At 60.1% G+C, this 26,040-nt stretch carries 26 protein-coding genes; 1 reads left to right on the top strand and 25 read right to left on the bottom strand.

Translation table 11 applies throughout. From position 1 onward, the window contains the following. The 24 genes from HMPREF0183_RS08945 to alaS all read right to left on the bottom strand — a co-directional run. A partial coding sequence (locus HMPREF0183_RS08945) for a methionyl-tRNA formyltransferase (RefSeq protein ID WP_169309672.1) occupies positions 1-474 on the bottom strand: 474 nt, incomplete at its 3' end. 10 nt (positions 475-484) lie between these two features. Then, on the bottom strand, positions 485-2,506 hold the full coding sequence (locus HMPREF0183_RS08940) for a primosomal protein N' family DNA-binding protein (RefSeq protein ID WP_005885164.1): 2,022 nt from the start codon (positions 2,504-2,506) through the stop codon (positions 485-487). Between the two features lie 17 nt (positions 2,507-2,523). Further along, positions 2,524-3,708, bottom strand: coding sequence for a methionine adenosyltransferase (metK, locus tag HMPREF0183_RS08935; protein WP_005885162.1), 1,185 nt, complete (start codon positions 3,706-3,708; stop codon positions 2,524-2,526). A gap of 10 nt (positions 3,709-3,718) precedes the next feature. Further along, positions 3,719-4,960 carry a bifunctional phosphopantothenoylcysteine decarboxylase/phosphopantothenate--cysteine ligase CoaBC gene (coaBC, locus tag HMPREF0183_RS08930; RefSeq protein WP_005885160.1) on the bottom strand — a complete coding sequence of 414 codons (1,242 nt, stop codon included), beginning with the start codon at positions 4,958-4,960 and terminating at the stop codon, positions 3,719-3,721. Then, the gene (gene rpoZ, locus HMPREF0183_RS08925; RefSeq protein ID WP_005885158.1) at positions 4,961-5,290 is read right to left on the bottom strand and encodes a DNA-directed RNA polymerase subunit omega; all 330 of its coding nucleotides are present in this window, start codon (positions 5,288-5,290) and stop codon (positions 4,961-4,963) included. It lies immediately after the preceding gene. A gap of 43 nt (positions 5,291-5,333) precedes the next feature. Then, positions 5,334-5,906, bottom strand: coding sequence for a guanylate kinase (gene gmk / locus HMPREF0183_RS08920; protein ID WP_005885156.1), 573 nt, complete (start codon positions 5,904-5,906; stop codon positions 5,334-5,336). Beyond that, positions 5,903-6,220 (bottom strand): integration host factor, actinobacterial type, encoded by a 318-nt coding sequence (gene mihF, locus HMPREF0183_RS08915; RefSeq protein ID WP_005885154.1) that lies wholly within the window; start codon positions 6,218-6,220, stop codon positions 5,903-5,905. Before mihF ends, gmk begins: the two co-directional genes overlap by 4 nt. Before the next feature lie 36 nt (positions 6,221-6,256). After that, positions 6,257-7,081 carry an orotidine-5'-phosphate decarboxylase gene (pyrF, locus tag HMPREF0183_RS08910; RefSeq protein ID WP_005885152.1) on the bottom strand — a complete coding sequence of 275 codons (825 nt, stop codon included), beginning with the start codon at positions 7,079-7,081 and terminating at the stop codon, positions 6,257-6,259. Next, positions 7,078-10,347, bottom strand: coding sequence for a carbamoyl-phosphate synthase large subunit (gene carB, locus HMPREF0183_RS08905; protein ID WP_005885150.1), 3,270 nt, complete (start codon positions 10,345-10,347; stop codon positions 7,078-7,080). The genes pyrF and carB overlap by 4 nt, the downstream gene beginning before the upstream one ends. 9 nt (positions 10,348-10,356) lie before the next feature. After that, a complete protein-coding gene (gene carA / locus HMPREF0183_RS08900; RefSeq protein ID WP_005885149.1) occupies positions 10,357-11,487 on the bottom strand; it encodes a glutamine-hydrolyzing carbamoyl-phosphate synthase small subunit in 1,131 nt (376 codons plus the stop codon). Continuing rightward, complete coding sequence (locus tag HMPREF0183_RS08895; RefSeq protein WP_005885147.1) at positions 11,484-11,969, bottom strand: PH-like domain-containing protein; 486 nt, start codon at positions 11,967-11,969, stop codon at positions 11,484-11,486. Before HMPREF0183_RS08895 ends, carA begins: the two co-directional genes overlap by 4 nt. Continuing rightward, a complete protein-coding gene (locus HMPREF0183_RS08890; protein ID WP_005885145.1) occupies positions 11,957-13,264 on the bottom strand; it encodes a dihydroorotase in 1,308 nt (435 codons plus the stop codon). Before HMPREF0183_RS08890 ends, HMPREF0183_RS08895 begins: the two co-directional genes overlap by 13 nt. A 2-nt stretch (positions 13,265-13,266) precedes the next feature. Then, positions 13,267-14,235, bottom strand: a complete 969-nt coding sequence (locus HMPREF0183_RS08885; protein ID WP_005885143.1) for an aspartate carbamoyltransferase catalytic subunit — start codon at positions 14,233-14,235, stop codon at positions 13,267-13,269. Then, entirely contained in the window at positions 14,235-14,777 is a 543-nt protein-coding gene (gene pyrR / locus HMPREF0183_RS08880) for a bifunctional pyr operon transcriptional regulator/uracil phosphoribosyltransferase PyrR (protein WP_005885141.1), read from the bottom strand. The genes HMPREF0183_RS08885 and pyrR overlap by 1 nt, the downstream gene beginning before the upstream one ends. Positions 14,778-14,836: 59 nt before the next feature. After that, on the bottom strand, positions 14,837-15,241 hold the full coding sequence (gene nusB / locus HMPREF0183_RS08875; RefSeq protein WP_005885140.1) for a transcription antitermination factor NusB: 405 nt from the start codon (positions 15,239-15,241) through the stop codon (positions 14,837-14,839). Further along, positions 15,238-15,801 carry an elongation factor P gene (gene efp / locus HMPREF0183_RS08870; RefSeq protein ID WP_040348711.1) on the bottom strand — a complete coding sequence of 188 codons (564 nt, stop codon included), beginning with the start codon at positions 15,799-15,801 and terminating at the stop codon, positions 15,238-15,240. The genes nusB and efp overlap by 4 nt, the downstream gene beginning before the upstream one ends. 56 nt (positions 15,802-15,857) lie before the next feature. Next, positions 15,858-16,952, bottom strand: coding sequence for a 3-dehydroquinate synthase (aroB, locus tag HMPREF0183_RS08865; RefSeq protein WP_005885136.1), 1,095 nt, complete (start codon positions 16,950-16,952; stop codon positions 15,858-15,860). Next, a complete protein-coding gene (locus HMPREF0183_RS08860; protein WP_050775398.1) occupies positions 16,945-17,568 on the bottom strand; it encodes a shikimate kinase in 624 nt (207 codons plus the stop codon). Before HMPREF0183_RS08860 ends, aroB begins: the two co-directional genes overlap by 8 nt. Continuing rightward, on the bottom strand, positions 17,565-18,752 hold the full coding sequence (aroC, locus tag HMPREF0183_RS08855) for a chorismate synthase (RefSeq protein WP_005885132.1): 1,188 nt from the start codon (positions 18,750-18,752) through the stop codon (positions 17,565-17,567). The genes HMPREF0183_RS08860 and aroC overlap by 4 nt, the downstream gene beginning before the upstream one ends. Positions 18,753-18,762: 10 nt before the next feature. Beyond that, positions 18,763-19,515, bottom strand: a complete 753-nt coding sequence (locus tag HMPREF0183_RS12220) for an A24 family peptidase (protein ID WP_005885130.1) — start codon at positions 19,513-19,515, stop codon at positions 18,763-18,765. Continuing rightward, positions 19,497-20,348: a shikimate dehydrogenase family protein gene (locus HMPREF0183_RS12215; RefSeq protein ID WP_005885128.1), complete on the bottom strand. Its 852-nt coding sequence runs from the start codon at positions 20,346-20,348 to the stop codon at positions 19,497-19,499. Before HMPREF0183_RS12215 ends, HMPREF0183_RS12220 begins: the two co-directional genes overlap by 19 nt. Then, the gene (gene mltG / locus HMPREF0183_RS08840; RefSeq protein ID WP_245527146.1) at positions 20,341-21,480 is read right to left on the bottom strand and encodes an endolytic transglycosylase MltG; all 1,140 of its coding nucleotides are present in this window, start codon (positions 21,478-21,480) and stop codon (positions 20,341-20,343) included. Before mltG ends, HMPREF0183_RS12215 begins: the two co-directional genes overlap by 8 nt. After that, on the bottom strand, positions 21,458-21,901 hold the full coding sequence (gene ruvX, locus HMPREF0183_RS08835; protein WP_005885124.1) for a Holliday junction resolvase RuvX: 444 nt from the start codon (positions 21,899-21,901) through the stop codon (positions 21,458-21,460). The genes mltG and ruvX overlap by 23 nt, the downstream gene beginning before the upstream one ends. Continuing rightward, entirely contained in the window at positions 21,898-24,552 is a 2,655-nt protein-coding gene (alaS, locus tag HMPREF0183_RS08830; protein WP_005885122.1) for an alanine--tRNA ligase, read from the bottom strand. The genes ruvX and alaS overlap by 4 nt, the downstream gene beginning before the upstream one ends. Positions 24,553-24,731: 179 nt before the next feature. Between alaS and HMPREF0183_RS08825 the strand changes: the two genes are divergently transcribed. After that, a complete protein-coding gene (locus tag HMPREF0183_RS08825) occupies positions 24,732-25,544 on the top strand; it encodes an amidohydrolase family protein (RefSeq protein WP_040348706.1) in 813 nt (270 codons plus the stop codon). On the opposite strand, the gene HMPREF0183_RS08820 is transcribed toward HMPREF0183_RS08825, so the two are convergent. Next, entirely contained in the window at positions 25,519-25,962 is a 444-nt protein-coding gene (locus HMPREF0183_RS08820; RefSeq protein WP_005885116.1) for a hypothetical protein, read from the bottom strand. The two genes, HMPREF0183_RS08825 and HMPREF0183_RS08820, sit on opposite strands and share 26 nt — an antisense overlap. Between the last annotated feature and the right edge of the window lie 78 nt (positions 25,963-26,040).

The raw sequence follows: 26,040 nt of genomic DNA, 5'->3' as shown, positions 1-26,040 counted from the left end.
TGCGTCTTTTTTGGGAAGTGGATATTCGCGTTGGTCCAGCACCGGCCCGGTGTCCATGCCCCTATCCAGTTGGAAGACCGTAAGGCCGGTTGTGGCCTCGCCGTTGATGAGTGCCCACTGCACGGGGGCGGCACCACGGTAGGCCGGGAGTAGGGAGAAATGCAGGTTGAACCAGCCGTGCGTGGGCAGCGAGAGCGCGTTGTCTTTGAGCAACGCACCGTAGGCCACAACAGCGCCGACGTTTGGCTGGTACTGGGCGATGCGTTCGCACACCTCGTCGTCCACGTGTGACGCTTCGATGACGTCGATTCCTGCTTCCAGGGCCGCGGTCTTGACCGGGCTGGGCGTCATGATGCGTTTGCGTCCCACCGGCGCGTCGGGTCGGGTTAGAACTGCAACGACCTGGTGATGTTCACGCAGGGCGTGGAGTGCAGGCACTGCGACGGACGGGGTTCCAGCAAAGACGATTCTCACGCCCTCCATGCTACAGGGCGTCGGGGTCGTCTATCCGGATGCGGGGGGCGGGTTTGCCGTGCATGATCGCCGAGGTCGTTATCCGCTTGAGAAGTTCCGTCACCTGGGCGGACGCGTGTCGTTCAATTCCGAGGACGGCGGTGATGGTTGCATCGTCGTCGGTGCTGTTGCGTGTGTAGTGGGAGCGGGGCGGTCCTTCGCGTTCTTCGAACAGTTTGACCCCGTCAATGGTGTTGAGCTGTCCCAGGGTCTGTTCGACGACGGCTCGTGGTCCGGACACTTCGCACGCGCGAACAACGGGTGGCATGCCCAGTTCTTCGCGGACTTCGAGTTCGTGCCTGGCCCATCCCACGGGGTCGTAGTGGACCAGTGTGCGGATGATGTCGGGGTTCTCGTCGAGCACCAGGACGCGCCCCGGGGCGGGGCGTACGAGGTTGACGGCCCGCATGCGTCGGGCAATTGCGGTTTGGGTGGAGCGCAGGCTGGGTCCGGGCCACAGGGTGTCGAAGAGCAGCGCCAGCGCGTACCCGCCTTCTGTGTATGGTTCGGCTCCGGTGGTGGCAACCACGATCTGTGGTTCGGGGTCCACGCGGGCAATAATCCGGTCACCTCCGCTACGCACCACGGGCACCCCGGGGAAGGCTCGTCCCAGCTCGTAGTGCACGGTTTCTAAGCCTTGACCGGCTGAACGAAAACGGGTCGAGCCGCACTCGCACGTCGCCTGATCGCTGCGGTACCCACATGCGGAACACGCAAACGGGCCGGTCACGCTAGCCGCCCTCATGGGTGCCCCACATGAACAGCGCAGGGTTTCTCGGCACCTCTCACACACCACCAACGTGATGTACCCCGTGCGTGGAACTTGTACCAGCACTGGACCCACGTGACCCTGGGTTTTGGCCCGTCCCAGGGCCTGCCGCATGAGGTCAAAGGCCCGCTCAGGTAGTGAGGTGAAGTCGGCAATTGACCGGGTGAACCCTGAGTCCAGGACAACGGGGGTGAGCTCCCGGACCCGCGGGCGAGGCAAGGTCACGTCGCCCATCCACCCCGCGTCCACGAGTCGTTGCACGTCGACGCTGCGCGCATGGTCAATGAACAAGGTGGCCACGTGGGTCTGCGCGACCCGTTCACACACGACTGACCGGGCGTGGCAGTAGGGCGCCCTGGGTTCAATGAAGGCGTCTTCGTCGTCAAAACACATGATGATGAGACCCAGATCAGGCATGGGCACATACGCGCTCGCACGGGTTCCTACCACCACTCGCGCTTTCCCTGTAAGCGCTTTCACCCAGGCCGACCAGCGCGCTTGCGGGCCTTGCTCATGTGTAAGCGTCACAGCTGCAGGGCCCAATATCGACGTCACGGTTTCAACGCTGGACTGGTCGGGCACCACAATGAGCACTGAGCGCTCAGCTGCGAGCACCTCGGCAGTGGCCCGCAAGGCAGCGTGCACCCACCCCCGGCCGGGCTGCTCCCCCGGCGGAACCACGAACGCTGCCCTGGGTCCCGGCGCTTGCTCCTCAGACTGCACCCATGTGCGCAAAGCACCCAGGAAGTCTGCTTCGCTCTCCCCTAACGGGCCGGGCAGGTCAGGGAAGGTGGGAGTCGCCGAGGTCTCCGCCCCTAAGGCTGTCTTTTCACCGCCTGCGTGGCGGGGTGGGATGGCGAGTCGGACTACGTCCGGGACGGTTCCCGCGTACTTGTTCGCAAGTGACGCGCACAGTTCCAGCAGTTCGGGGGTGAGCACCGGGACGGGTGAGGTGACGCGTTCGAGGGCGTGGAGTTCGCCGTCGTGGTCGGTGGTGTCCGTGCGCGCCACAATGAACCCGCTCATGAGCCGGCCAGAAAACTTGACGCGTACCCGCACGCCCGGCTGGGCGTCTTCGTCGAGTGACTCTGTGACCGCGTAGTCGAAGGTTCGCGCTAAGTGCGGAACAGGGGTTTCTAACAGGACGGCTGCGACGGGTTGGGTCGGCGCTGGGGTCAGACCCCCGCGGATCCTCAACTGGTTGTCGAAGCCGGGTAATTCCATTCTTCGAGTTTCGGGGTTCAGATCGCCCGCGTCAACGCTTCCGCACGGTCGGTGTTTTCCCATGTGAATTCGGGAAGTTCGCGCCCAAAGTGACCATACGTGCTGGTCAGGTTGTAGATAGGGCGGTTGAGCGCGAGTTCCCGAATGATGGCTGCCGGGCGCAAGTCGAAGACCTCTTCAATGGCTTTTTCAATGCGTGCCGGGTCCTCTTTCTCCGTGCCGAAGGTTTCCACGTACAAACCAACAGGGTGCGATTTTCCAATCGCGTAGGCCACCTGCACTTCTGCGCGGTCAGCAAGCCCTGCCGCTACGACGTTTTTGGCGACCCAGCGCATCGCATAGGCACCTGACCGGTCCACCTTCGACGGGTCTTTTCCGGAAAACGCGCCGCCTCCGTGGCGGGCGAATCCGCCGTACGTGTCCACGATGATCTTGCGTCCAGTGAGGCCCGCGTCGCCCATGGGGCCGCCCACGATGAACGGCCCGGCTGGGTTGATCCAGAATTCGGTGCCCGAGGTGTCCAACCCGGAGTCGTTCAGGATCGGGTTGATGACGTGTTCGCGAATGTCGCCTTCCAGCTGACGGTGATCGGTGCCTTCTGAGTGCTGGCTAGACAAAACTACGCAGTCCACGCTCACGGCTTTGTCTCCGTCGTAACCGATTGTCACCTGGGTTTTGCCGTCTGGGCGCAGGTAGTCAACGGTTCCGTTCTTGCGGACCTCTGAGAGCCTCTGTGACATGCGGTGGGCAAGGTGGATGGGCATGGGCATGAGTTCGGGCGTCGCATTGTCTGCGTAACCGAACATGAGACCTTGGTCGCCTGCTCCCAAGCGTTCAAGTGGGTCGTTCCCACCTGCGCGCGCCTCGATCGAGGTGGTCACGCCGTCAGAGATGTCGGTGGACTGAGAGCCAATTGACACGGTGACGCCACACGAGTGCCCGTCGAAGCCCATGTCTGAGTTGGTGTACCCGATTCCGGTGATCACGTCTCGCGCAATTGTGGCCACATCGGCGTAGCCGTCGGTGGTGACTTCACCGGCTACATGAACCAGGCCGGTGGTGACAAGGGTTTCAACCGCAACACGGGATCGCTGGTCTTGAGCCAGCAAGTTATCCAGGACTGCGTCAGAAATCTGATCGCAAATCTTGTCGGGGTGCCCCTCAGTGACCGATTCGGAAGTAAAATAACGCAAGCTTTTCACGAATGACAGTCTAGCTGGGGAGTAGCTGAGCTACCGACTCCATGACAACGCGTGACACTTCTTGCTTGGTCCCAGAGGCGCGGACGCGCTCCCGAACGTCGTCTCCGTCGCGTTCGTACACAATGACCGAGGTCGCATCGTCGCCAAACACTGCCCCTTGCGCCACGCTGTTAAACACCAGTGCACGGCACCCTTTGCGCAACAATTTTTGTTGAGCCAAGGATTCGGGGGTCGATTCGTCTGAACCAGTTTCAGCGGCGAAGCCCACAATGGTTTTCGTGTCCCCAAACCGTGCGACTAAGTCTTTGAGAATGTCCGGGTTCTGCACCAGGGACAGCGTCATACCTTCATCGCCGGACTTCTTCATTTTGTGCTCAGCGATTTCTGCCGGACGGTAGTCGGCGACCGCGGCTGCCATGATAATGAGTTCGGATTCTTCACCATGTGCCACACATTGCTCGTGAAGTTCCTCGGTGGTTTCGACCGGAACAATGGTGGCTCGGCCACGGATGGGTTCCAGAACGTCGTTGGCAACATTCGCTGCGCACACGGTCACGTTAGCGCCCATGTCCAGGGCAACCTGTGCCAAGGCAACGCCTTGTTTTCCAGATGAGCGGTTACCCAAGTAGCGCACGGGGTCTAACGGTTCGCGGGTTCCCCCAGCAGAAATAAACACTTGTGTGTCGGCAAGGGCAGTCGCAGTTCCAGCAAGAGCGGTAGAGGGTAAACCCTCTACCTGTGACAGCGCATATTCCACAATGTCTGCAGGTTCGGGCAGACGCCCAGGACCTGAGTCTGTACCTGTGAGGCGCCCGGAAGCGGGTTCCATGACGTGAGCGCCACGAGCGCGCAGAGTCGCCACATTGTCTTGTGTGGCTGGGTGTTGCCACATTTGAGTGTGCATCGCAGGAACGTACACCACGGGGCACGTTGCCACCAGCAGGGTCGCTGCGAGCATGTCATTGCCCATGCCGGCTCGGGCACGTGCGAGGAGATCGGCAGTGGCGGGTGCAACGATCACGAGATCAGCACTGTGTCCAACGTTGACGTGTTGGACTTCTTCTACGTGGTCAAATACGTCTGTGGCGACGGGCTGACCTGACAGTGCTTCCCACGTGGGTGCTCCCACGAACTTCAAAGCCGCCTCGGTGGGCACGACGCGCACGCTGTGCCCTTGTTCTTTGAGCAACCGGACCACATGGCACACCTTGTAGGCGGCGATTCCTCCGGCAACTCCGAGAACAATGTTCACTTACTCTTCGACGTCCTGGTCAAAGGTGAAGCCGAGGTCGTCTGCCGCAGGTTCAGATTCCGGTGCTGCGAAGTCAGCTTCGGTGGCCTCACGGATGATGATCTTGTCCTGGTCAATTTCGCGCAGGGCGATCGACAGTGGCTTCTCGTTGGGTTCTGGTGTCACCAGCGGTCCCACGTTTTCGAGCAGACCTTCCTGAAGCTGTGCGTAGTACGCGTTGATCTGGCGTGCACGGCGTGATGCTTCGATGACCAGTTCGTACTTTGATTCGGTCTTTTCGAGCAGGTCGTCAATAGGCGGGTTAGTGATGCCTTCAGGTTGAACGGACACTCATTCTCCATCTAGGTTTGCGGAACAGTGTGATAGTTCCGTCTTAGTTTTCGGGGTTGTCAACAGACAGCCCCATCAATGTTACTAGTTCTTGGGCCGCAGTTCTAACATCGTGGTTGACAACGGTGTGGTCGAACTCTTCTTCAGCAGCCAATTCGACTTTGGCTGTTTCGAGTCGTCGCGCTTGTTCCTCTTCGGATTCCGTGCCACGACCCACGAGTCTGCGCACCAGTTCGTCCCAGCTGGGTGGGGCCAAAAAGATGAACCGGGCTTCCGGCATGCGCTCTTTAACTTGGCGTGCGCCTGCAAGGTCAATTTCTAAAAGTGGAAACTTACCTTCGTCCAGGGCTTGCATGACGGGTTCCCGCGGGGTTCCGTACTGATTGCGACCATGTACCACCGCAGTTTCAAGCATCTGTCCGGATTTGACCATGTGGTCAAATTCGGCCGGTGACACGAATTGGTAGTGCACCCCATCGATCTCACCAGGGCGGGGATCACGGGTGGTCGCTGATACAGAGAACCACACGTGCGGGAAGTGTTCACGGATGTAGGCACCAACGGTGCCTTTCCCTACCGCTGAAGGGCCGGTGAGAACGGTGAGTCGTGGTGTCATACGTTGTCGAATTTCTCCAAGAGTGCTGCTTTTTGATGGACGCCCAGGCCTTTAATGCGACGCGATGCGGCAATCCCAATTTCTTCCATTGTGCCTTGTGCTCGGCGCTCCCCTACACCCGGGATGGACTTAAGCAGGTCAACAACCTTCATTTTGCTTACTGCTTCGTCCTCAGCCGCGTTCGTCAAAACCGACTTCAACGTCGTCTTTCCTGCTTTGAGGTCAGCTTTGACTTGTGCTCGGGCTTGTCGAGCCTGGAATGCTTTCTCCAGTGCTGCTGACCGTTGTTCTGGTGTCAATGGTTCTAGTGCCACCGTGTACTCCTAAGCCAGAAGAAACTTACGGTCAGTCTATAGGGCATCCCCGCGAATTTCGCTACTTATTGTTCGAATATGGTGCTTTATTTTCTGAGGTCCGGAATTTGAAATGCCTCGCGAGACGTTCACGAACACCTTGTCGAACGCGCGACCGAATACCGTGTGAAGGTCTTCCACCGTGGCTCCCTGTGCACCGTAGCCCGGCGACAGGATTGGCCCGTTAAAAGCGCCGAGGTCGATCCCAAGTTTTCGTGCAGCGTCACCTATTGTGGCACCCACGACCAGTCCGCCCAACGGGGCACCAACTGACTCGTTGAAGTTGTACACCGTTTCAACGACCTGCGCGGCAACTGCTGTCCCAGCATTCTGAGCGTGTTGCACTTGGGGCCCGGACGGGTTGGACGTCAGAGCAAGGGCGAAGAACCCGGTGCCGTACTTCTCTGCAGCCTTAAAGACCGAGTTGAGGCTGTCTGTCCCCAGGTATGGGGACACGGTGAGCGCATCTGTGGCAAGCGGGCGAGATGGGTTGAGATATGCGTCAGCGTAGCCGTCCATCGTGGAGCCAATGTCTCCACGTTTCGCGTCAGTGATGACGACCATACCCAGGTCTTGTGCGATCCGGTGCACGCTCTCTAAAACCGCTATGCCAGCTGCCCCGTGGCGTTCAAAGAACGCCACTTGGGGCTTTACACACCACGCCTCCATGTGGCACTGCTCCAGCATGGTGGTGCCGAATGAGGCTAGACCTTCTGGCGTATCTTCCAGCCCCCACGCTTCAAGCGTCGCTGGAGCCGGGTCGATACCCACGCATAGGGGGTTACGTGCAATAGCCGATTGCCACAGATGCGCAAAACTCATGCCCAGTCCTGCAAAGAGGCAACGCCGAAGTCGGATGAACGAATCGCTTCGATCGCAGACACTGCGGCGGCAAACTCGGCTGTCGTCGTGAGGATCGGCAAAGGTGCCGCTGTCGCAGCCGCACGGATTTCGTACCCGTCGGCACGCTCTTGCCGCCCGGACGGCACGTTGACCACCAGGTCGATCTTCCGTTCAGCAATGTCGTCCAGGATTGAACGTTCGCCTTCTTGGAGTTCGAAGTACTTCTTCATGGCCACAGTCTTGATTCCGTAGCGTGCCATAACTGCGGCGGTACCTTCCGTGCAAATCACTTCGAAGCCCATGTCGGCAAGTTTCTTCACGGGCAATACTGCGGCTCGCTTGTCACGGTCTGCAACCGAAACAAACACACGCCCTTGCGTGGGAAGTGAAGCGCCAGCGCCCATTTCGGCTTTGGCGAACGCCATGGGGAACGTTGGTGCGATACCCATAACTTCACCCGTGGAGCGCATTTCCGGACCAAGAATCGAGTCGACAACTCGCCCGTCGACATCGCGGAAGCGACGGAACGGAAGAACAGCTTCTTTCACCGCAACCGGGTGATCCAGGTTCACATGCGAACCGTCACCTTCTGCCTCCAGAAGCGTTCCGCGCATAGACGCGATTGTTTCGCCAACAGCAATTTTCGCCGCAGCCTTGGCCAGTTGCTTACCCGTGGCCTTGGACACGAACGGAACCGTACGCGACGCACGTGGGTTCGCCTCGATCACGTAGAGAACATCGGCTGCAACTGCGAACTGGATGTTGAGCAGACCCCGAACTCCGGTGCCTTCCGCAATTGCGCGGGTAGCCGACCGCACACGTTTGAGAACATTTTCACCCAGGGTGATCGCGGGGAGAACACATGCCGAGTCACCCGAGTGGATACCCGCTTCCTCAATGTGTTCCATAACGCCACCGATGTAGAGGTCTTCCCCATCGAACAGCGCGTCGACGTCAATTTCGACGGCGTCTTCCAGGAACCGGTCCACAAGAACGGGACGGGTGGGTGACACCTCGGTCGCGGAATCCATGTACGAACGCAACTGGGCGTTGTCATACACAATCTGCATTCCGCGCCCACCCAGCACGTAGGACGGGCGAACCAGAACCGGGTAGCCGATCGATTCGGCGATCGCCTCAGCTTCCTCATACGTGGTAGCGGTTCCGTGCTTGGGAGCAAGGAGGCCCGCCTGGTGCAGAACCCGGCCGAACTCGCCACGGTCCTCTGCCAAGTCGATGGCTTCAGGCTGGGTGCCCAACACGGGAACGCCCGCTTCTTTCAGACGAGCCGCAAGTCCCAGCGGGGTCTGACCACCCAAGGTACACACGACACCCTTGATGGGGCCGACGGCCAGTTCCGCGTTGTAGATTTCCATGACGTCTTCGAACGTGAGTGGTTCAAAGTAGAGGCGGTCTGCCGTGTCGTAGTCCGTTGACACGGTTTCCGGGTTGCAGTTGACCATGATGGTTTCGTAGCCGGCCTCAGCTAGCGCCATCGTGGCGTGGACGCACGAATAGTCGAACTCGATACCCTGACCGATCCGGTTAGGTCCGGAGCCCAAGATAATGACGGCTTCGCGGTCACGTGGCTGGACTTCGGTTTCCTGGTCGTAGCTCGAGTAGTGGTACGGCGTGTGCGCAGCGAACTCACCAGCACATGTGTCCACTGTCTTGTAGACCGGGCGGATTCCCAAAGCGTGGCGAACCCCGGTCACCACTTCAGCGTCCAGGTGACGCAGCGCACCAATCTGTTCGTCTGAGAAGCCGTGACGCTTTGCCAACTTGAGAACCTGCGGGGACAACTCCTGGGTGCGGACGACCTCGGCGACCTCACACAGAAGCTTCATCTGGTCCAAGTACCACGGGTCGATGTCGCTTGCCTCGTGGACATCTTCAACGCTCATGCCGGAGTTCAGCGCCGTGATCACGGTGTGGATGCGCTCCGCAGTTGGGTGGGCCAGGTCAGCTAAAACGTCCTTCTTGACGTCTTCGTTGTCCAGGTCAAAACGCGCGGTGAAATCGAACTGCGAGCCCTTCTGCTCCAGGGATCGCATGGCTTTCTGCAGGGCGGTGGTGAAGTTACGGCCCAGCGCCATGACCTCGCCCACGGACTTCATGGTGGTGGTGAGGGTTGGGTCGGCTGCCGGGAACTTCTCGAACGCAAAGCGTGGAACCTTGACCACGACATAGTCCAGGGCAGGTTCGAACGACGCCGGGGTTTCTTGCGTGATGTCGTTGCGGATCTCATCCAGCGAATAACCAACGGCCAGTTTGGCTGCGATCTTCGCAATCGGGAACCCGGTGGCCTTGGACGCAAGCGCTGATGAGCGGGACACACGCGGGTTCATTTCGATGACGACGATGCGTCCGTTGTCGGGGTTGACGGCGAACTGGATGTTACACCCACCGGTGTCCACGCCAACTTCGCGGATGATCGCGATACCGATGTCGCGCATCTTCTGGAATTCCACGTCGGTGAGTGTCATGGCGGGTGCGACCGTGATGGAGTCACCCGTGTGGACGCCTACCGGGTCGAAGTTTTCGATTGAACACACCACAACCACGTTGTCGTTGCGGTCGCGCATGAGTTCAAGTTCGTATTCCTTCCACCCCAGAATCGACTCTTCCAACAGCACTTCGTTGGTGAGTGAGTCGTGCAGACCGTCGCCTGCGATACGGCGAAGGTCATCTTCGTTGTACGCCATTCCGGAGCCCAGGCCGCCCATCGTGAACGACGGACGGACAACCATGGGGTAGCCCAGTTCTTGGGCTGCTTCAAGGCATTCGTCCATGGTGTGAGCGATCCGCGAGCGGGCCACTTCAGCACCGCAGGTTTCCACGACGCCCTTGAACTGTTGACGGTTTTCTCCGCGTTCAATCGCGTCGACATCGGCACCGATGAGTTCAACACCGTACTTCTCAAGCACCCCTGCCTTGTGCAGGTTGATGGCCGCGTTGAGAGCGGTCTGACCACCCAGAGTGGGCAGAAGAGCGTCGGGGCGTTCTTTTGCGATGATCGCTTCGATGACTTCTGGGTCAATCGGTTCGACGTAGGTGGCGTCGGCGATGTCCGGGTCGGTCATGATGGTCGCGGGGTTCGAGTTGACCAAGATGACGCGCAGGCCTTCTGAGCGTAGAACCCGGCACGCTTGGGTGCCGGAGTAGTCGAATTCGCAGGCCTGGCCAATGACGATGGGCCCCGAACCGATGACAAGAACTGACTGTAGGTCGTTGCGCAGTGGCACGGGTCCTCCTTAAGCTTCGCTCATGATGCGAGCGAACCGGTCGAAAAGGTTTTCTGAGTCGTGGGGTCCCGCGGCGGCTTCCGGGTGGAACTGTACGGAAAACGCTGGGATGTCTAGGCAGGCGAGCCCTTCTACCACGTTGTCGTTGAGGCCGATGTGGCTCACTTGCACGCGTCCGAACTTCTCGTTGGGCGCGTTCACAGGTTCACCAATGGGTGCGTCCACGGCGAATCCGTGGTTTTGAGCGGTGATTTCCACCCGCCCGGTCTCGACGTCCAGGACTGGCTGGTTGATGCCTCGGTGTCCGAAGCGCAGTTTGTAGGTTTCGAAGCCCAGGGCGCGGGCCAGCAGCTGGTTTCCGAAGCAGATGCCAAAGAACGGGATTTTCTCTTCGAGAACGCGGGTAAGTACTTCTACCTGGTGGTCTGCGGTTGCTGGGTCGCCTGGCCCGTTGGAGAAGAACACGCCGTCTGGGTTGTAGGACTTGAGCTCTTCAAACATGGTGGTTGCGGGCACCACGTGAACTTCCATTCCGCGGGCGGCCAGGTGGAAGGGTGAGCGTCCCTTGATACCCAGGTCGTAGGCGACGACGGTGTATTTCTTTTCGCCTTGGGGTTCCACGGTGTAGGCCGAGGTGGTGCTCACCTCGTCTGCCAGGGCCGAACCTTCCATACGGGGTTGGGCTTTCACCTGTTCGAGCAGTGTTGCGTGGTCGGTGGAGGCTTCTTCCCCTGAGAAGATGCCCACGCGCATGGATCCTTCTTCGCGGAGGCGCAGGGTGAGTGCACGCGTGTCCACATCCGAGATTCCCACGATTCCGAGTCGCTTCAAACGGGTTTCGAGGTCTTCGGTTGAGCGCCAGTTCGACGAGATGCGCGAGGCGTCACGTACGACGTAACCTGCGACCCAGTAGTCGCGCGATTCGTCGTCTTCGTCGTTGACACCGGTGTTGCCCACGTGAGGGAACGTCTGGATGACCACTTGTTTGTGGTACGAGGGGTCGGTGAGGGTTTCTTGGTATCCGGTCATTGCGGTGACGAATACCGCTTCGCCAAAGGTTGTTCCTCGTGCACCGTATGCGGAGCCTTCGTAGACGGTGCCGTCTTCTAGGACTAGGACCGCAGGTTCAAAAGTGCTCATTTCACCTTCTCTGTCAGGGCTAAACTTTCTAGAATTTCTGTGCGCGCGTGGGCCAGGCGTGGTCGGAACCCGGTGGCGACCTGGGTGTCGCCCAGGGTCCATACGATCACCACGAGGCCGTCTTTTTCAACGAACTTGCCAACCATCCCGGATGCTGTTGTGACTTCGTCAATCGCGGTGAACGGGATTTCAATTCCGTCGATCCCGTCGAGCATGAAAACAACGCGGTCGTCCTCAATGTGCAGGGTCCCGTTGGTGCGCACGCCGAGGTGGTGGACGTTGATCCGTTCAAGGGGGTTGCTTGCGTAGGTGGTGGCGACGTACATGCCTTGGAATCCGGGCCCGGACGGTTCACATGTGGGCCTGTGGGGTTCGGGAATGTTCGTCTGGCTTGCCTGGCGGTTCTTCCAGCCTTTCCACATGAGGAAGAACAGGAGAACCAGAACGGCGAGAAGAATGAGAACTGGGATCAGTCGATCCACGTGTGGGCACCCCCTGAGATTGGGTGTGGTTCAGCGAGTTCACCGTTTCGTACAACGTGGGCGCCGTACAGGAAGGTGTGGACCACTTGAGTGTCGACCTTGAAGCCCTTGAACGGGTTGTTGCGACCCAGAGTCGCGTGGTCGTTCGGTTCGATCGTCACATCAGCCGCTGGGTCGATCAGCACGATGTTGGCGGCTGCACCCGTATCCAGAGAACCATGCGTAGTGAGCCCAGAAATTTCAGCGGGCCTGCTGCTCATCACGCGGGCTACGTCATGCCAGTCGAAGTCGTGGTCTTTCATGGCTTCGATGACGATGGCAAGAGCTGTTTCCATTCCCACCATGCCCATTGCGGCGGCGGTCCATTCTGCGCACTTGTGCTCGGCGGTGTGCGGTGCGTGGTCCGTTCCAACAATGTCGATCGTTCCGTCTGCTAGGCCGTCGCGCACCGCCTTTACATCTGCTTCTGTGCGCAGTGGCGGGTTCACTTTGTAGACGGGGTCGTAGGAGCGGACTAACTCGTCAGTGAGCATGAGGTGGTGTGGGGTGACTTCGGCGGTGACGTTCACACCCCGTGACTTGGCCCAGCGGACAAGCTCTACCGAACCCTTGGTGGACAGGTGGCACACGTGGAGGCGGGAGCCTACGTGTTCAGCCAGCAGGATGTCGCGGGCGATGATGGCTTCTTCAGCCACTGCGGGCCAGCCGGGCAGTCCCAGTTCGGCACTGACCACGCCTTCGTTCATTTGCGCGCCTTCGGTCAGGCGCGGTTCTTGCGCGTGTTGCGCAATGATCCCGTTGAACGATTTGACGTATTCCAACGCCCGGCGCATGAGCAGTGGGTCGTGTACGCACATGCCGTCATCGGAGAAGATCCGAACCCCGGCAGCCGAAGACGCCATAGCCCCGAGCTCTGCCAATGCGGTACCTTCTTGACCGACCGTGACAGCGCCAATGGGAACGACCTCGGTGTAGCCTGCTTGGCGTCCCAGGTTCCACACCTGCTCAACGACACCAGCGTTGTCTGCTACCGGTTGTGTGTTGGCCATCGCGTGCACGCACGTGTACCCACCGCGGGCAGCCGACTGCGAGCCGGTGAGCACGGTTTCAGCGTCTTCTTTGCCGGGTTCACGCAAGTGCGTGTGCAGGTCCACCAGACCGGGAAGGGCGATCAGGCCGGATCCGTCGATCGTGGTGTCCGGGTTGTCGACGTGTGGAACGATGCGCCCGCCGTCGATTGCGATGTCGGTGGGTTCACCACCGTAGGGTTTGACTGATGTGATGAGGATCGACACGGTTATCCTTCCTGTCCGGTGAGGAGGCGGTACAGGGCGGCCATGCGTACGGCGACCCCGTTTTCTACTTGGTTAAGTACGACTGCGCGGGGTGAGTCAGCGGCCGCGGAACAGATTTCGAATCCGCGGTTCATGGGGCCGGGGTGCATGATCCAGGTGTCGTCACCCAGGGCGCCCAAGCGTTCCTGAGTGAGTCCCCACATGCGTGAGTATTCGCGGGGGTTGGGGAAGAACGCTTGGTGCATGCGTTCGAGTTGTACGCGCAGCATCATGACGGCGTCGAAGTCGTAGTCAGCAATCGCTTCGTCGAATGAGTAGCTCACTTCGCACGGCCAGGTTTCTACGCCCCACGGCAACAGCGTGGGTGGCGAAATCAGAACTACCCGCGCGCCCAAGGTGTTGAGCAGGTGCACGTTGGAGCGGGCCACACGCGAGTGCAGCACGTCACCCACGATCGCTACGGTTGCGCCTTCGAGTGTGCGCCCGCGGCAGCCGTCTGCCGGTCCCGAGGCGGGTTGCCCTGACATGACCCTGCGCAGCGTGAAGGAGTCCAGGAGTGCCTGGGTGGGGTGTTCGTGGGTGCCGTCCCCGGCGTTGAGAACGGGGGCGTGCAACCAGCCCGAGGTGGCAATCCGGTGCGGGGTTCCCGAACCTGGGTGCCTCACCACGATCGCATCGGCACCCATGGCGCCCAAGGTTTGGATGGTATCTTGCAGGCTTTCACCTTTAGACACCGACGACCCTTTGGCAGAGAAATTCAGAACATCGGCAGACAGACGCTTGGCAGCCGCTTCGAACGAGATGCGTGTACGCGTGGAGTCTTCAAAGAAGAGGTTGACCACAGTGCGCCCACGCAGAACGGGAAGTTTTTTCACTTCACGTGCGGACACCTGGGTCATTTCTTCTGCAATGTCGAGCAGTTCAACGGCGTCGTCACGTGACAGGTCTTTTGTCGACAGCAGGTGCTTCATCACGCCTCCGAAATCGTGACAGAATCCTCGCCGTCAATTTCCTTGACGGTGACGGATACGCGTTCTGAAAGGGACGTGGGGAGGTTCTTACCCACGTGATCGGCCCGAATGGGCAGGGCCCGGTGACCACGGTCCACAAGAACGGCCAGGCGCACGGCTTCGGGCCTGCCCACATCGGCTAAAGAGTCCAGGGCGGCCCGGATTGTGCGCCCGGAAAACAGGACGTCGTCAATGAGGACGACGGTTTTCCCGTCGATGCCGCCGCGTGGAGTGTTAGTGGGTTCGGGAGTGCGCAGTTTCCCGGCTTTGAGGTCGTCCCGGTACATGGTGATGTCCAGGCTTCCCACGATTTCTGGGACGCTAACGCCGGGTTCTATCTGCCCAATGCGTTCTGCCAGGCGCTGTGCAAGTGGCACTCCGCGGGTGGGAATTCCAAGAAGAACAAGGTTCTGTGCGCCCTTGTTCGCTTCAATGATTTCGTGGGCTATGCGAGAAAGCGCTCGAGCCATTTCTTTGGCGTCGAGAACTGTACGTGTTCGCATGACTCCTCCTTCTCCGCCTCACGGGACGGTGGTTAAAGGTGGTTTCATGACAAGCATACCTAAAGCGTGTCTTTAAGTTTGCTGATCCTGTCCAACAGAGCGTTGACAAAAGCTGGCGAATCGTCGGTTGAGTATTCCTTGGCCAGGGTGACGGCTTCGTCGATCGCCACGGGGTCGTCGACTTCGTCGTTGTAGAGAATTTCCCACAGGCCGATCCGCAGAACAGCGCGGTCGACCCGTGGCATTCTCTCTAAGGTCCAACCGTGCGCGTAGGTGGAGATGAGTTCGTCCAGTTGCGCGCGGTGGGTGACCACTCCGTCAACGATTTCACGCGAGTAGGGCCGCAGGGGGTACTCTTCGTCGTTTTCGCGAAGCTTGATGAGTTCCGCTTCAGGGAGGTTCCGAGCTTCGGCTTCAAAAAGGAGTTCGAGTGCCCTGCGGCGTGCTCGATACCGGGCGCTCACTCTTTGACGCGCCCCAGGTAATCTCCCGTACGGGTGTCTACGCGAACCCGAGTGCCGGTTTCGAGGAACAGTGGCACCTGAATTTCGTAACCGGTTTCGACGGTCGCAGGCTTGGTTCCACCGCTGGAGCGGTCACCCTGCAGGCCAGGTTCGGTGTGGCTGATGGTGAGTTCCACCGCGGCGGGCAGTTCGATGTAAAGCGGGTTGCCTTCGTGGAAGGCCACCTGGACGCTCTGGTTTTCGAGCATGAAGTTCGCTGCGTCACCAACCAGGGCTTCAGACAGTGGGACCTGGTCATAGTCCTGTTCGTCCATGAAGATGTAGTCGGAACCGTCGTGGTACAGATACTGCATGTCGCGGCGGTCCACGTTTGCGGTCTCAACTTTGGTGCCGGCGTTGAAGGTGCGGTCCACGATTTTGCCGGACAGCACGTTTTTGATCTTGGTGCGCACAAAAGCCGGGCCTTTTCCTGGCTTCACGTGCAGGAATTCAACAACCTGCCAGAGTTCGTTGTCGAGCTTGAGAACCATGCCGTTCTTCAGATCGTTGGTGGTTGCCACGCGATTCCTTTCATAGATGTCTGGGCCCATGCGCCCAGAAGATTGTAACAGGTGGTCTAAATTGTGCGCACAGGTGAGTCGACTCCAACAGCCTGGTACGCGGTGTACAGCAGCGAGGTGTCGGGAACTTCCACCACAACTGGTTGTGCGATGTCACGCAGAACCACAAAGCGCATGAGGTTCCCGCGGGCCTTTTTGTCCCGCTTCATGGTGTCGAGCAGTTGCGGCCAGCGGTCGGAACGGTAGCCGGTGGGCAGGCCGAGGTGTTCCAAGATTGCGCGGTGGCGGTCCACCACCTCGGCGGGAAGGTTCTTGAGCATCACTCCCAGTTCAGCTGCGAACATCATGCCCACGGCCACAGCAGCTCCGTGGCGCCACTGGTAGCGTTCATTGCGTTCGATTGCGTGGCCCAGAGTGTGGCCGTAGTTGAGGATTTCGCGGGTGCCGGATTCCTTGAAGTCACCGGAGACCACGCGGGCTTTGACCTCAATTGTGCGTTCGATGATCTGGCGCAGTTCGGGTGATTCGTGGTTGGCCAGAACGTCCTTGGGCGTGTTTTCGATGAGATCGAGGATTGTGGGGTCAGCAATAAACCCGCATTTGACGGATTCAGCCATGCCGGTGAACAGTTCGTTCTCAGGCAAGGTTGCCAGCGTGTCGGTGTCGGCGAGAACTCCGGCTGGTGAGTGGAAGGCACCCACCAAGTTTTTGCCTTCTGCCGTGTTGATCCCGGTTTTGCCACCAACAGCAGCGTCGACCATGCCCAAGAAGGTAGTGGGAATGTTGACAAATTTGATGCCCCGCAGCCACGTAGCTGCTACGAACCCGGCTAGGTCAGTGATGGCTCCCCCGCCCACGGCCACGATCGCGTCAGAGCGGGTGAAGTCGGACTGGCCTAGGATCTGCCAGCAGAATTCGGCAACTCGGATGTGTTTTGCTTCTTCTGCGTCAGGAATTTCAGCGGCGATCGCTTCAAGTCCGGTGGAAGCCAGGTCTTCGCGTACAAGTTCACCTGTAGTGCGCAGTGCGCGTGGGTAGATCACCAGGACGCGTTGGACGCTAGGGCCTAACAGTTGGGGCAGTTTGCCCAGGAGCTTCGATCCTACGATGACGGGGTAGTCGCCTCCGCCGGTCACGCGGATTTCAGTCAATGGTCTCCTCCTGATCAAAGCGTGCGTATTCTTCTTCACGTTGCAGTTTAGTGAGCACGTCCACAACCCGGTTGACCACGGTTGAGGGCGGTTCGTTCGACGCACTCACGGTTGCGGTCGACACGGACTCATACAGTGGCTGCCGTTCGTCCACCAGAGCTTGCCACGCGGCCACGGGGTCTTCGTCGTCATCCAAAAGCGGACGCCGGGAGCCTCCAAGTCGTACCCTCGCCACCTCGGCATCAATCATGATGGTGATGACTTTAATGGCAGGGTGCTTGAGTTGCGCGCGGGTTCCGGGGTTGAGGATCGCTCCCCCACCCAGGGACACCACACCGGGACGATCCAGCAGTTCGCGCAGGGACTTGCGCACAACCTCGCGCTCGATTTCACGAAACCGGGCTTCACCTCGGGACGCAAAAATCTGCTGAATATCTCCGTGCTCTGCAACGATACGGGCGTCGGTGTCGCGCAATGGAATATCCAGGCGTTCAGCGAGCAACCGTCCAATTGTGGACTTCCCCGCTGCCGGTGGACCAATGAGCGCGATCCGTGCGCCCGCGGCCGGCACTGGGTTGAGTGGTGGTGCTGGCCTCGGGACGGGTTCTACACTCATTGGCCTAACAAGAACGGATCGATGTGGCTGAGGTAGGCGTCGCGGTTGCGTTTGACTTCGTCAACCGAGTCCCCGCCGCACTTCTCCAGCACTGCCTGGGCAAGTTCCAAGGCGACCATGGCTTCAGCGACCACACCGGCTGCGGGTACCGCACAAACATCGGAACGCTGGTGGTGTGCTTTGGCGGGTTCTTGGGTTGCCACGTCCACTGTGGACAGGGCGCGGGGCACGGTGGAAATGGGCTTCATGGCGGCGCGCACGATGATGGGTTCGCCGGTGGTCATGCCACCTTCGATACCTCCGGCGCGGTTGGTCAGACGCTTCACGCCGTTTTCAGCGTCGATCTCGTCATGGGCCACGGAGCCACGGCGGCGCGCGGTTTCAAAACCGTCACCGATTTCTACACCCTTGATCGCCTGGATTCCCATGAGTGAAGCAGCTAGACGGGATTCCAAACGGCGGTCGCCGGTCACGTGCGATCCCAAACCGGGGAACGTGCCGTACACAATGACTTCTACTACCCCACCCAAGGTGTCGCCGGCCTTTTTGGCGTCTTCCACCTCGGCGACCATCCGTTGCGAGAGCGCCGGATCGAAACAGCGCAACGGGTCAGCGTCCAGCTGATCCACGTCAGCGGCGGTGGGACGTGCCAGGTCGCGTCCGCCTTCTACCGGACCAATAGCCACGGTGTGGGACACGATCTCAATGTCGAGTGCTTTGAGGAACTGACTTGCGACAGCTCCCAGAGCAACCCGGGTTGCGGTTTCACGGGCGGAGGCACGTTCAAGAATAGGGCGGGCTTCGTCCCAGTCGTACTTCATCATGCCAACCAAGTCGGCGTGTCCCGGCCGAGGTCGCGTCAGCTTAGCGGCCCGGGCCTGCCCTTCCAGCTCGTCGGGGTCGACGGGGTTGGGGCTCATGACGGTTTCCCATTTGGGCCATTCGGTGTTGCCCACTTCGATTGCTACGGGTCCGCCCAGGGTTTTACCGTGTCGTACGCCCCCGAGGAGGCGGACTTCGTCGGCTTCGAACTTCATGCGGGCGCCTCGGCCGTAGCCCAGGCGGCGGCGCGCGAGTGCGCGGGAAATATCTTCTGTGGTGACGTCGACGTGCGCGGGGAGTCCTTCGAGGATTCCAACTAACGCTTCGCCGTGCGATTCACCTGCGGTCAGCCATCTCAACATTTAACTAACTCTACAGAATGAGCGGTGTGATCAACGCTGCGGTCCACGCACCAATGAGCATGTGTGGCCCAAACGCAACGTTGCGGCGTTTACCTAAGTGCATGAGGAAGTACACCAGGGCTGACAGGTTCATGATGACAAGCGCCACTATTAGTCCCCATTGGCTCGCTGTTCCGGCGACCATTCCTACGGGGATTGCGAGTTTCACATCGCCTAGACCCAGGGTTTCTTTGCCCAGGGCAAGGCCAAACAGGTAGACGATCGCAAAGATGACCACGGTGATTCCGGCCCCGGCGAGTCCTGCTAGTGCCGGGGTTGCTCCGCGTGCCCACAGCTGGTCAAAGGCCGACTGCTTGCTGGTGACACCTAGCACCATGGACACCAGATACGCCATGATCATGAGCCCCGTGACGGGTAGCACGATCAGATTGGGTAGGCGGTGGAGGATGCTGTCGATCCAGAACAGCCACGCGGTTGCTCCTGCGAAGGCGCCCAGGGCGATGATGATGGGAATGTCGGCGTAGGTACGAGACATGAAAAGGGGCAGGAAGAACCCGGAAATCCAGGCGAGTACCAGCCCTGTTGCCGTCATGACGAAGGACACAAGCCATACGGGGCGGTTGTCGGTGCGCAGGCCACGCAATAAGCGAAGGCCTGCTTCGTCGTTAATGAGTGTGGGGAAAATGATCCAGATGATGACGGATATGGCGATCGCTGCTCCCACCGCAAGGGACAGTCCTGCGACTAATGAGATGGACTCCATGAGCCTCCTTTCGGTGGGGTGATTGGCGGGGTCAAGTGGACGGCTCCGTACATGGCAACGGTAACCCGTTGAACCTCTTCCGAGGTGAGCGACCTCCCCGTGACAGCCACAAAGTGAATGAACTGGGCCACAGCCTGCTCCACTAACATTGCCAGGCCGGAGATCACCTCGGCGCCGGCGTCCCTAGCCTTCTCCCCCACTGAGCCGTGTGCGTACGCGACGTCTAACACGGTGGCGGTGAGGCGCTTGGGAACGTCCAGGTCCACGCCGGTGGGCAGGGTGCTCACGATGACGTCGTGGTCCCAGTTGATGCTCTCCAGGCCAGCGTGAGCGGCGTCCATTCCCAGTGATTGGGCGAGTTGGGCAAGGTCGGCGCGGGTCTGTTGGTTGCGCGCGTAAATGTCCACGGACGTGGTGCCCAGTTCTTTCAGCGCTACCAGCGCGCTGGTTGCGGTTGCGCCGGACCCCACAATGGCCGCCGAGGTGGCAGAGGTTCGCAGGGCACCTACGATTCCAGCGACGTCGGTGTTGTAGACGGATGGCGTGGGGGTGTTGACGAACGTGTTGGCGACCCGGGTGGCGGTCACGGTGGGGTCGATGTTCCAGTTTCGTTCGTGGGCAAGGTGGGCCAGGGTGGTTTTAAGTGGCATGGTGCACGACATGCCCACGAGTTCGGGGTGGGCGTCGATGTGGCCGGCTAGTTGGTTTTCTGTGAGTTCAACCGAGCCGTACTGACCTGGGATGCCTAGTACAGCGAGTGCTGCCGTGTGCAGGTCCGGTGATTTGGAGTGCGCGATGGGCGACCCTGCCACGCAGGCGTTGAAGTTAACCATTCTTCTTACGGTGTTCGCGCAACCATTTGCGGAACTCTTCGACGTTCTTCTGGTGGTCTTTGTAGTTGCTGGCGAACTTCACGGTTCCTTCGTCAGGGTTGGTTGCGACGAAGAACTGCCAATCACCCTTGGCCGGGTTCAAGGCTGCACGAACGGCGGGTTCACCGGGTGAGTTGATGGGGCCTGGCGTCCACCCTTTGTGCTTGTACGTGTTGTACGGGTTGTTGCTTTCGCGTTCTTCCTTTGTTGTGGTCAGGTCGTCGCGGGCACCGTGGATGTAGGCCACGGTGGCGTCGGACTGGAGAAGCCCGCCTGTTTGGGACTTCTTGCCCACCCGGTTGACGAACACGCGCGCTACCTTGGCTTGCACCTCGGGGTCGCTGTTGGCTTCGATCTGCACCAGGCTGGCAAGTGTCAAGTAGTAGTGGGCGTCGTCGTGCGGGATGGCCAGCTTGTTGAGTTCGTCCTTGGTTTTGTTGACCATGTCTTGGACCAGCGCTTCGACCGGGCGCGACGGGTCGATGTCGTAGGTGGCCGGGTACAGGTAGCCTTCCAGGTTGGGCGCGTCGACGTCGAGGCCGTAGTCCTTGGGTTTCTTCTTGTCGATGGCTTTGTCGAGTTGTTGCTCGTTGACACCGGCTTTGATGGCGTTGGCCTTGATGGTTTTGATGGTGTGACCTTCTGCCACGGTGAGCCTGTGGGCGGCGGTAGCTTCTTCCAGCACGTCGACTGCGGCCTTGGAGCTCATGCGTTTGCGCATTTTGAACGTTCCGGCCTTGATGACTACGCCACGGCTTTCGATCTCTTTGAGGAACGGGGACGCCGCTTGGATGACGTCTTCTTCAACCAACTGGTTGGCCACTTGGCTGGCGGATGCGCCGGGGATCACGGTGACGGTGACTTCACCTTCTCCTTCGCCTTCGTAGTCTTTTTTTGACTCGAAGAAACTGGAGAACGCGCCTGTTGCGGTGCTCACTGCGACAATTCCGCTGACACCGGCGACGAGTGCAAGCACCACGATGATAGCGGTGATGCGACGGCGCCGGATCTTCCGGTTGCGTCTACGTCGCCGGGCGTCTTTGCGAGTGCCTTTGTTTTCGAATACGTCGTCAATCCCCACTGTTGTCCTCACGTGCTAGAGCGTCGAGAGCTGTTTGCAGGATTACCACTGCGGCTTGCGCGTCCACGGTTTCGCGTCGTTGCTTAGACGTTTTTCCTGCTTCTTGGAGCATCAGGTGCGCTTGTGTAGTCGTAAAACGTTCATCCACGTACCTTACCGGGAGCCCTGTGCGGTCTACGATCTTTTGGGCGAAACGCCGAGCTTTGTCCGCTGACTGGCGCGCCTTGCCGTCTAAAGACGTGGGGTCTCCGATCACCAGTTCAACCGGGTCGACTTCCTCCACGATTTCTTGGATACGTCGCAGGGCGATGTTGTCGCCACCTCGGCGGTTGACCACTTCGAGAGGTGAGGCGAGAATCCCGTCGGGGTCGCTGTGAGCGATTCCTACGCGCACGGCCCCTACGTCGATGCCTAAGCGTCGGCCACGTCTCACGAGTTAGCTACCTGGTCGCGCACGTCTTGGAATGCTTGGGAGACCTTGGTGGCGTCCTGGCCGCCGCCCTGTGCGAGGTCGGGCTTGCCGCCTCCGCCGCCACCCAGGGTCTTGCATGCCGAGGTGACAAGAGCTCCGGCTTTCAGGCCGGCTTTCTGTGCCTCAGGGCCCACGGCGATGACGACGGCGGGTTTGCCGTTGGCCAGTCCCACTGCCGCGATGACGTGGGCGGGGTCGTTCAGGCGGTTGCGTACGTCGAGGACGAAGGAGCGGACGTCGGCGGCGTTTGCCACGTCACCCAATTCGGTGGTGACCACGGTTGCGGGGCCCAGTTTCTGGGCGCTGGCGGCTGCGTCGGTTGCGCGGGCCAGGACCTTCTCCTGGTTGAGATGTGCGATGGTGCGTTCGGCTTCTTTGATGCGGTCCATGAGGCCGGTGACGCGTTCGTACACCTCGGGGCCGGGCACCTTGAGCAGTTCTGACAGCTGGGCCACGGTGGAGCGTTCGCGGGCCAGTTGCTTCATGGCGTCGAGTCCCACGCTGGCTTCGATGCGGCGGGTGCCTGAGCCCACGGAGGCTTCGCTGGTCAGTGAGATGGGGCCGATTTCGGCGGTGCGGGTGACGTGGGTTCCTCCGCAGAGTTCGCGGGACCAGGTCCCGTTGATGTCGACCACACGCACGATTTCTGGGTAGCGTTCACCGAACAGGGCCATGGCACCGGACTTCTTAGCTTCTTCGAAGGGCAGGAAGTCGTAGCCCACTTCGAAGTTGTCACGGACGGCGGTGTTGGCGCATTCTTCGATTTCTTGGCGAGCGGCTGGGCTGAGTGCTTCTGGGTACGAGTAGTCGAAGCGCAGGTAGCCGGGGTTGTTCAGCGACCCCGCCTGGGTGGCGTTCGACCCTAGGACTTCACGCAGAGCAGCGTGGATGAGGTGGGTTGCCGAGTGTGCCTGCTGGGCTTGGTAGCGGTGGTCTGGGTCGACTTGTGCGGTGATGAGGGCGCCGGTTTCCAGTTCACCGGTTTCGACTGTGACCTTGTGTGTGGGTAGCCCGGCGAGGATGTTCTGAACGTCGGTGACGCGGGCTTTGAGGTCAGGGCCGGTGAGGTGGCCGATGTCAGCGGTTTGGCCACCGGATTCGGCGTAGAACGGGGTGATGTCCAGGACTACGTCGACGGTGTCGCCGGCGTGGGCCACGGGAACGGCTTCGCCGTCCTTGATGATGCCGCGCACGGTGGCCAGGGTGTTGAGGTTGTCATAGCCCACGAATTCCGAGGTGCCGGCTTCGAGCAGGTGGGAGTAGGCGGTGAGGTTCGCTCCCCCGCCCTTCTTGGACTTCGCGTCGGCTTTGGCACGCTGGCGCTGTTCTTCCATGTGGGCTTTGAAGCCGTCGACGTCGACTTCCACGCCTGCTTCGTGGGCCATTTCCACGGTGAGGTCGATCGGGAAGCCGTGGGTGTCGTGGAGGGTAAATGCCACGGCACCGTCGATAGTGCCACCTTTGCCCACCTCGGCGACGGTGCGGGTGAGCAGCTGGGTGCCGGATTCCAGGGTGCGCAGGAACGCGGTTTCTTCTGCGTAGGCGATTTTGGAGATGCGGTCGAAGTCGGTGTCGAGTTCTGGGTAGGACTGCTTCATAGCGTCTTTGGAGACGGGTAGCAGGTGTGGGAGCACGGGTTGGGTGACTCCCAGCAGGCGCATGGCGCGGATGGAGCGGCGTAGCAGGCGGCGCAGGATGTAGCCGCGGCCTTCGTTGCCGGGGCGCACGCCGTCGCCGATGATGACGAGGGCGGAGCGGACGTGGTCGGCGACAACGCGCATGCGGACGTCGTCGTCGTGGTTGGTGCCGTATGCGCGGCCGGAGAGCTCTTCGGCCTTCTTGATGACGGGGTAAACCTCGTCGATTTCGTACATGTTCTCGACACCTTGTTTGAGGAACGCCACGCGTTCCAGGCCCATGCCGGTGTCGATGTTTTTGGCGGGCAGGTCGCCTTTGATGTCGAAGTCGACTTTGGTGCGGACCTCGGAGAGTTCGAACTCCATGAAGACGAGGTTCCAGATTTCGATGTAGCGGTCTTCGTCGGCGACTGGGCCGCCTTCTTTGCCGTATGCGGGGCCGCGGTCGAAGTAGATTTCGGAGCAGTAGCCGCCGGGGCCGGGTTGGCCGGTGTGCCAGAAGTTGTCTTCGTTGCCGCGCATTTGGATGCGTTCGCGGGGCATGCTGGTTTCTTCGAGCCACAGGTCAATGGAGGCGGCGTCGTCTTGGTGGACAGTGACCCACAGGAGGTTGGGGTCGAAGCCCAGGCCGCCCTTGTCTTCTAGGGTGGTGAGAAGTTCCCAGGCCATGGAGATGGCTTCGCGTTTGAAGTAGTCGCCAAAGCTGAAGTTTCCGTTCATTTGGAAGAACGTGCCGTGGCGGGTGGTTTGGCCCACTTCTTCGATGTCTGCGGTGCGCACGCACTTTTGCACGCTGGTGGCGCGTGGGAAGGGTGCGGGTTCGCGGCCGGTGAGGTATGGGATGAACTGCACCATGCCGGCGATGTTGAAGAGAATGGAGGGGTCGGATGAGATCACGGACGCAGATGGCACCACGGTGTGGCCTTTGGATTCGAAGAATTCCAGCCAGCGGCGCTTAATTTCTGCGGTCTTCATGAGTGTCCTTCCCTGTTTAGCGGTGCCTTGAGTGCTGTGCGTCCCGTGTTCCACGGTTGTTGCATACAGGCGTCACCGATTCTAGTAGAGACCAGGCCTGATGTGCACGGTTGTTTGTGCGTGGGTGGTGTTTTGTTGCGGTGCTGGTCAGAATGTGGGTAGCGAGCGAGGAGGTTGTGATGACGGTTCGCGTGTTTGATGCGCACCTGCACATTATTGATCCACGGTTTCCGTTGGTGCCGAATAACGGGTATGTGCCCGAGGCGTTCACGGTGGATGACTACGTGGCGCGCACGGATGAGTTCGTGGCGCGCGATGGGGCGTGCGAGGGGGCGCGGGCGTTTGAGGTTGCTGGCGGCGCGGTGGTGTCTGGGTCGTTTCAGAAGTTTGATCAGACGTATTTGATGGATGCGTTGGAACGGTTGGGTCCGGGGTTTGTTGGAGTCACGCAGGTGCCGGTGGATGTGAGTGACGCGGAGGTGTTGCGCTTGCATGAGGCCGGGGTGCGCGCGGTGAGGTTCAATGTGGCCCGAGGTGGTTCGGCGGGGTTGCCTGACATGGATCGGTTGGCGCGACGAGTGTTCGATCTGGCTGGGTGGCATGCGGAGTTTTACATTGACGCGCGGTCCTTGGATGGCGATCTGGGCCGGAGGATCGCGGCGTTGCCGAAGGCCAGCGTGGATCACTTGGGTATGCACCGCGATGGATTGCCGCACTTGTTGCGGTTGGTGGAGAGTGGCGTAATGGTCAAGGCGACCGGCTTTGGGCGGGTTGAGTTGGATCCCGCCCAAGTGGTCACGGCCATTGTGGACGTGAACCCGCGTGCGCTCATGGTGGGCACCGACCTGCCGTCGACCCGCGCCCAACGCCCGTTCACTGTTACCGACTTCGATCTGCTCTGCGACACGCTCGACGCCTCCAAGTTGGACGGCGTTTTCTGGCGTAACGCTTGCGAGTTTTATGGGGTTAGGGGGTTTCAAGGAGGAGGGTGATCATATGTAGGCCCTCTTCGCGAAAATCGAAGTGGATGAAGTGATCGCCGATCTCGTAGCGACGCCACGTGGGGCTCCCGCAGCCAGTGGCTTCAGGCTCCCCGAAGGTGGCATCGGCTCGTTCTGGGGTGATTTCCGGTGCCACAAAGCCGTCGATGAGCGGCCCCGACCAGGAGCCCACATTCGAGCCATCTTCAGCGATGAATTGGAAGAAGATGGCTGTAAGGATCTCATCAGTGAAGCAAAACTCCAGGCCTTTGCCCTCGAAAATCCAGTGGATGTCGGGTAGTTCTTCGTCTTCCCAGACCGTGTACGTCGCGCCGACATCGCGTGCTATCTGCGAGACCTTTGGCTTGTCGATGGTGCATCCGATGATCTCGTTGAAAGCCGCGATTGGGCCTGTGAGCGCACCTGCCATAATTGGGCCTCCCTTGTGGCGAAAGCGGGTTGTCGTACGTGTGCTTGCAAGGATATGCCCCACTCAGAGATTCGGCAC

Source organism: Brevibacterium mcbrellneri ATCC 49030 (assembly GCF_000178455.1).
GTDB classification, from domain to species: domain Bacteria; phylum Actinomycetota; class Actinomycetes; order Actinomycetales; family Brevibacteriaceae; genus Brevibacterium; species Brevibacterium mcbrellneri.
Note: the sequence above shows the minus strand (reverse complement) of the source record. Positions and strands in the feature narration are given on the sequence as shown.

Coding starts and splice junctions, on each gene's coding strand:
- carA (WP_005885149.1), bottom strand. CDS start 11,487: ATGAGCACTTTTGAACCTGCGGTCCTAGTCCTAGAAGACGGCACCGTC.
- gmk (WP_005885156.1), bottom strand. CDS start 5,906: ATGACACCACGACTCACCGTTCTCACCGGCCCTTCAGCGGTAGGGAAA.
- HMPREF0183_RS12215 (WP_005885128.1), bottom strand. CDS start 20,348: ATGGTTAACTTCAACGCCTGCGTGGCAGGGTCGCCCATCGCGCACTCC.
- pyrR (WP_005885141.1), bottom strand. CDS start 14,777: ATGCGAACACGTACAGTTCTCGACGCCAAAGAAATGGCTCGAGCGCTT.
- HMPREF0183_RS12220 (WP_005885130.1), bottom strand. CDS start 19,515: ATGGAGTCCATCTCATTAGTCGCAGGACTGTCCCTTGCGGTGGGAGCA.
- HMPREF0183_RS08820 (WP_005885116.1), bottom strand. CDS start 25,962: ATGGCAGGTGCGCTCACAGGCCCAATCGCGGCTTTCAACGAGATCATC.
- alaS (WP_005885122.1), bottom strand. CDS start 24,552: ATGAAGACCGCAGAAATTAAGCGCCGCTGGCTGGAATTCTTCGAATCC.
- HMPREF0183_RS08860 (WP_050775398.1), bottom strand. CDS start 17,568: ATGAGTGTAGAACCCGTCCCGAGGCCAGCACCACCACTCAACCCAGTG.
- pyrF (WP_005885152.1), bottom strand. CDS start 7,081: ATGAGTTTTGCGCATCTGTGGCAATCGGCTATTGCACGTAACCCCCTA.
- HMPREF0183_RS08885 (WP_005885143.1), bottom strand. CDS start 14,235: ATGAAGCACCTGCTGTCGACAAAAGACCTGTCACGTGACGACGCCGTT.
- HMPREF0183_RS08825 (WP_040348706.1), top strand. CDS start 24,732: ATGACGGTTCGCGTGTTTGATGCGCACCTGCACATTATTGATCCACGG.
- aroC (WP_005885132.1), bottom strand. CDS start 18,752: ATGTTGAGATGGCTGACCGCAGGTGAATCGCACGGCGAAGCGTTAGTT.
- HMPREF0183_RS08940 (WP_005885164.1), bottom strand. CDS start 2,506: ATGGAATTACCCGGCTTCGACAACCAGTTGAGGATCCGCGGGGGTCTG.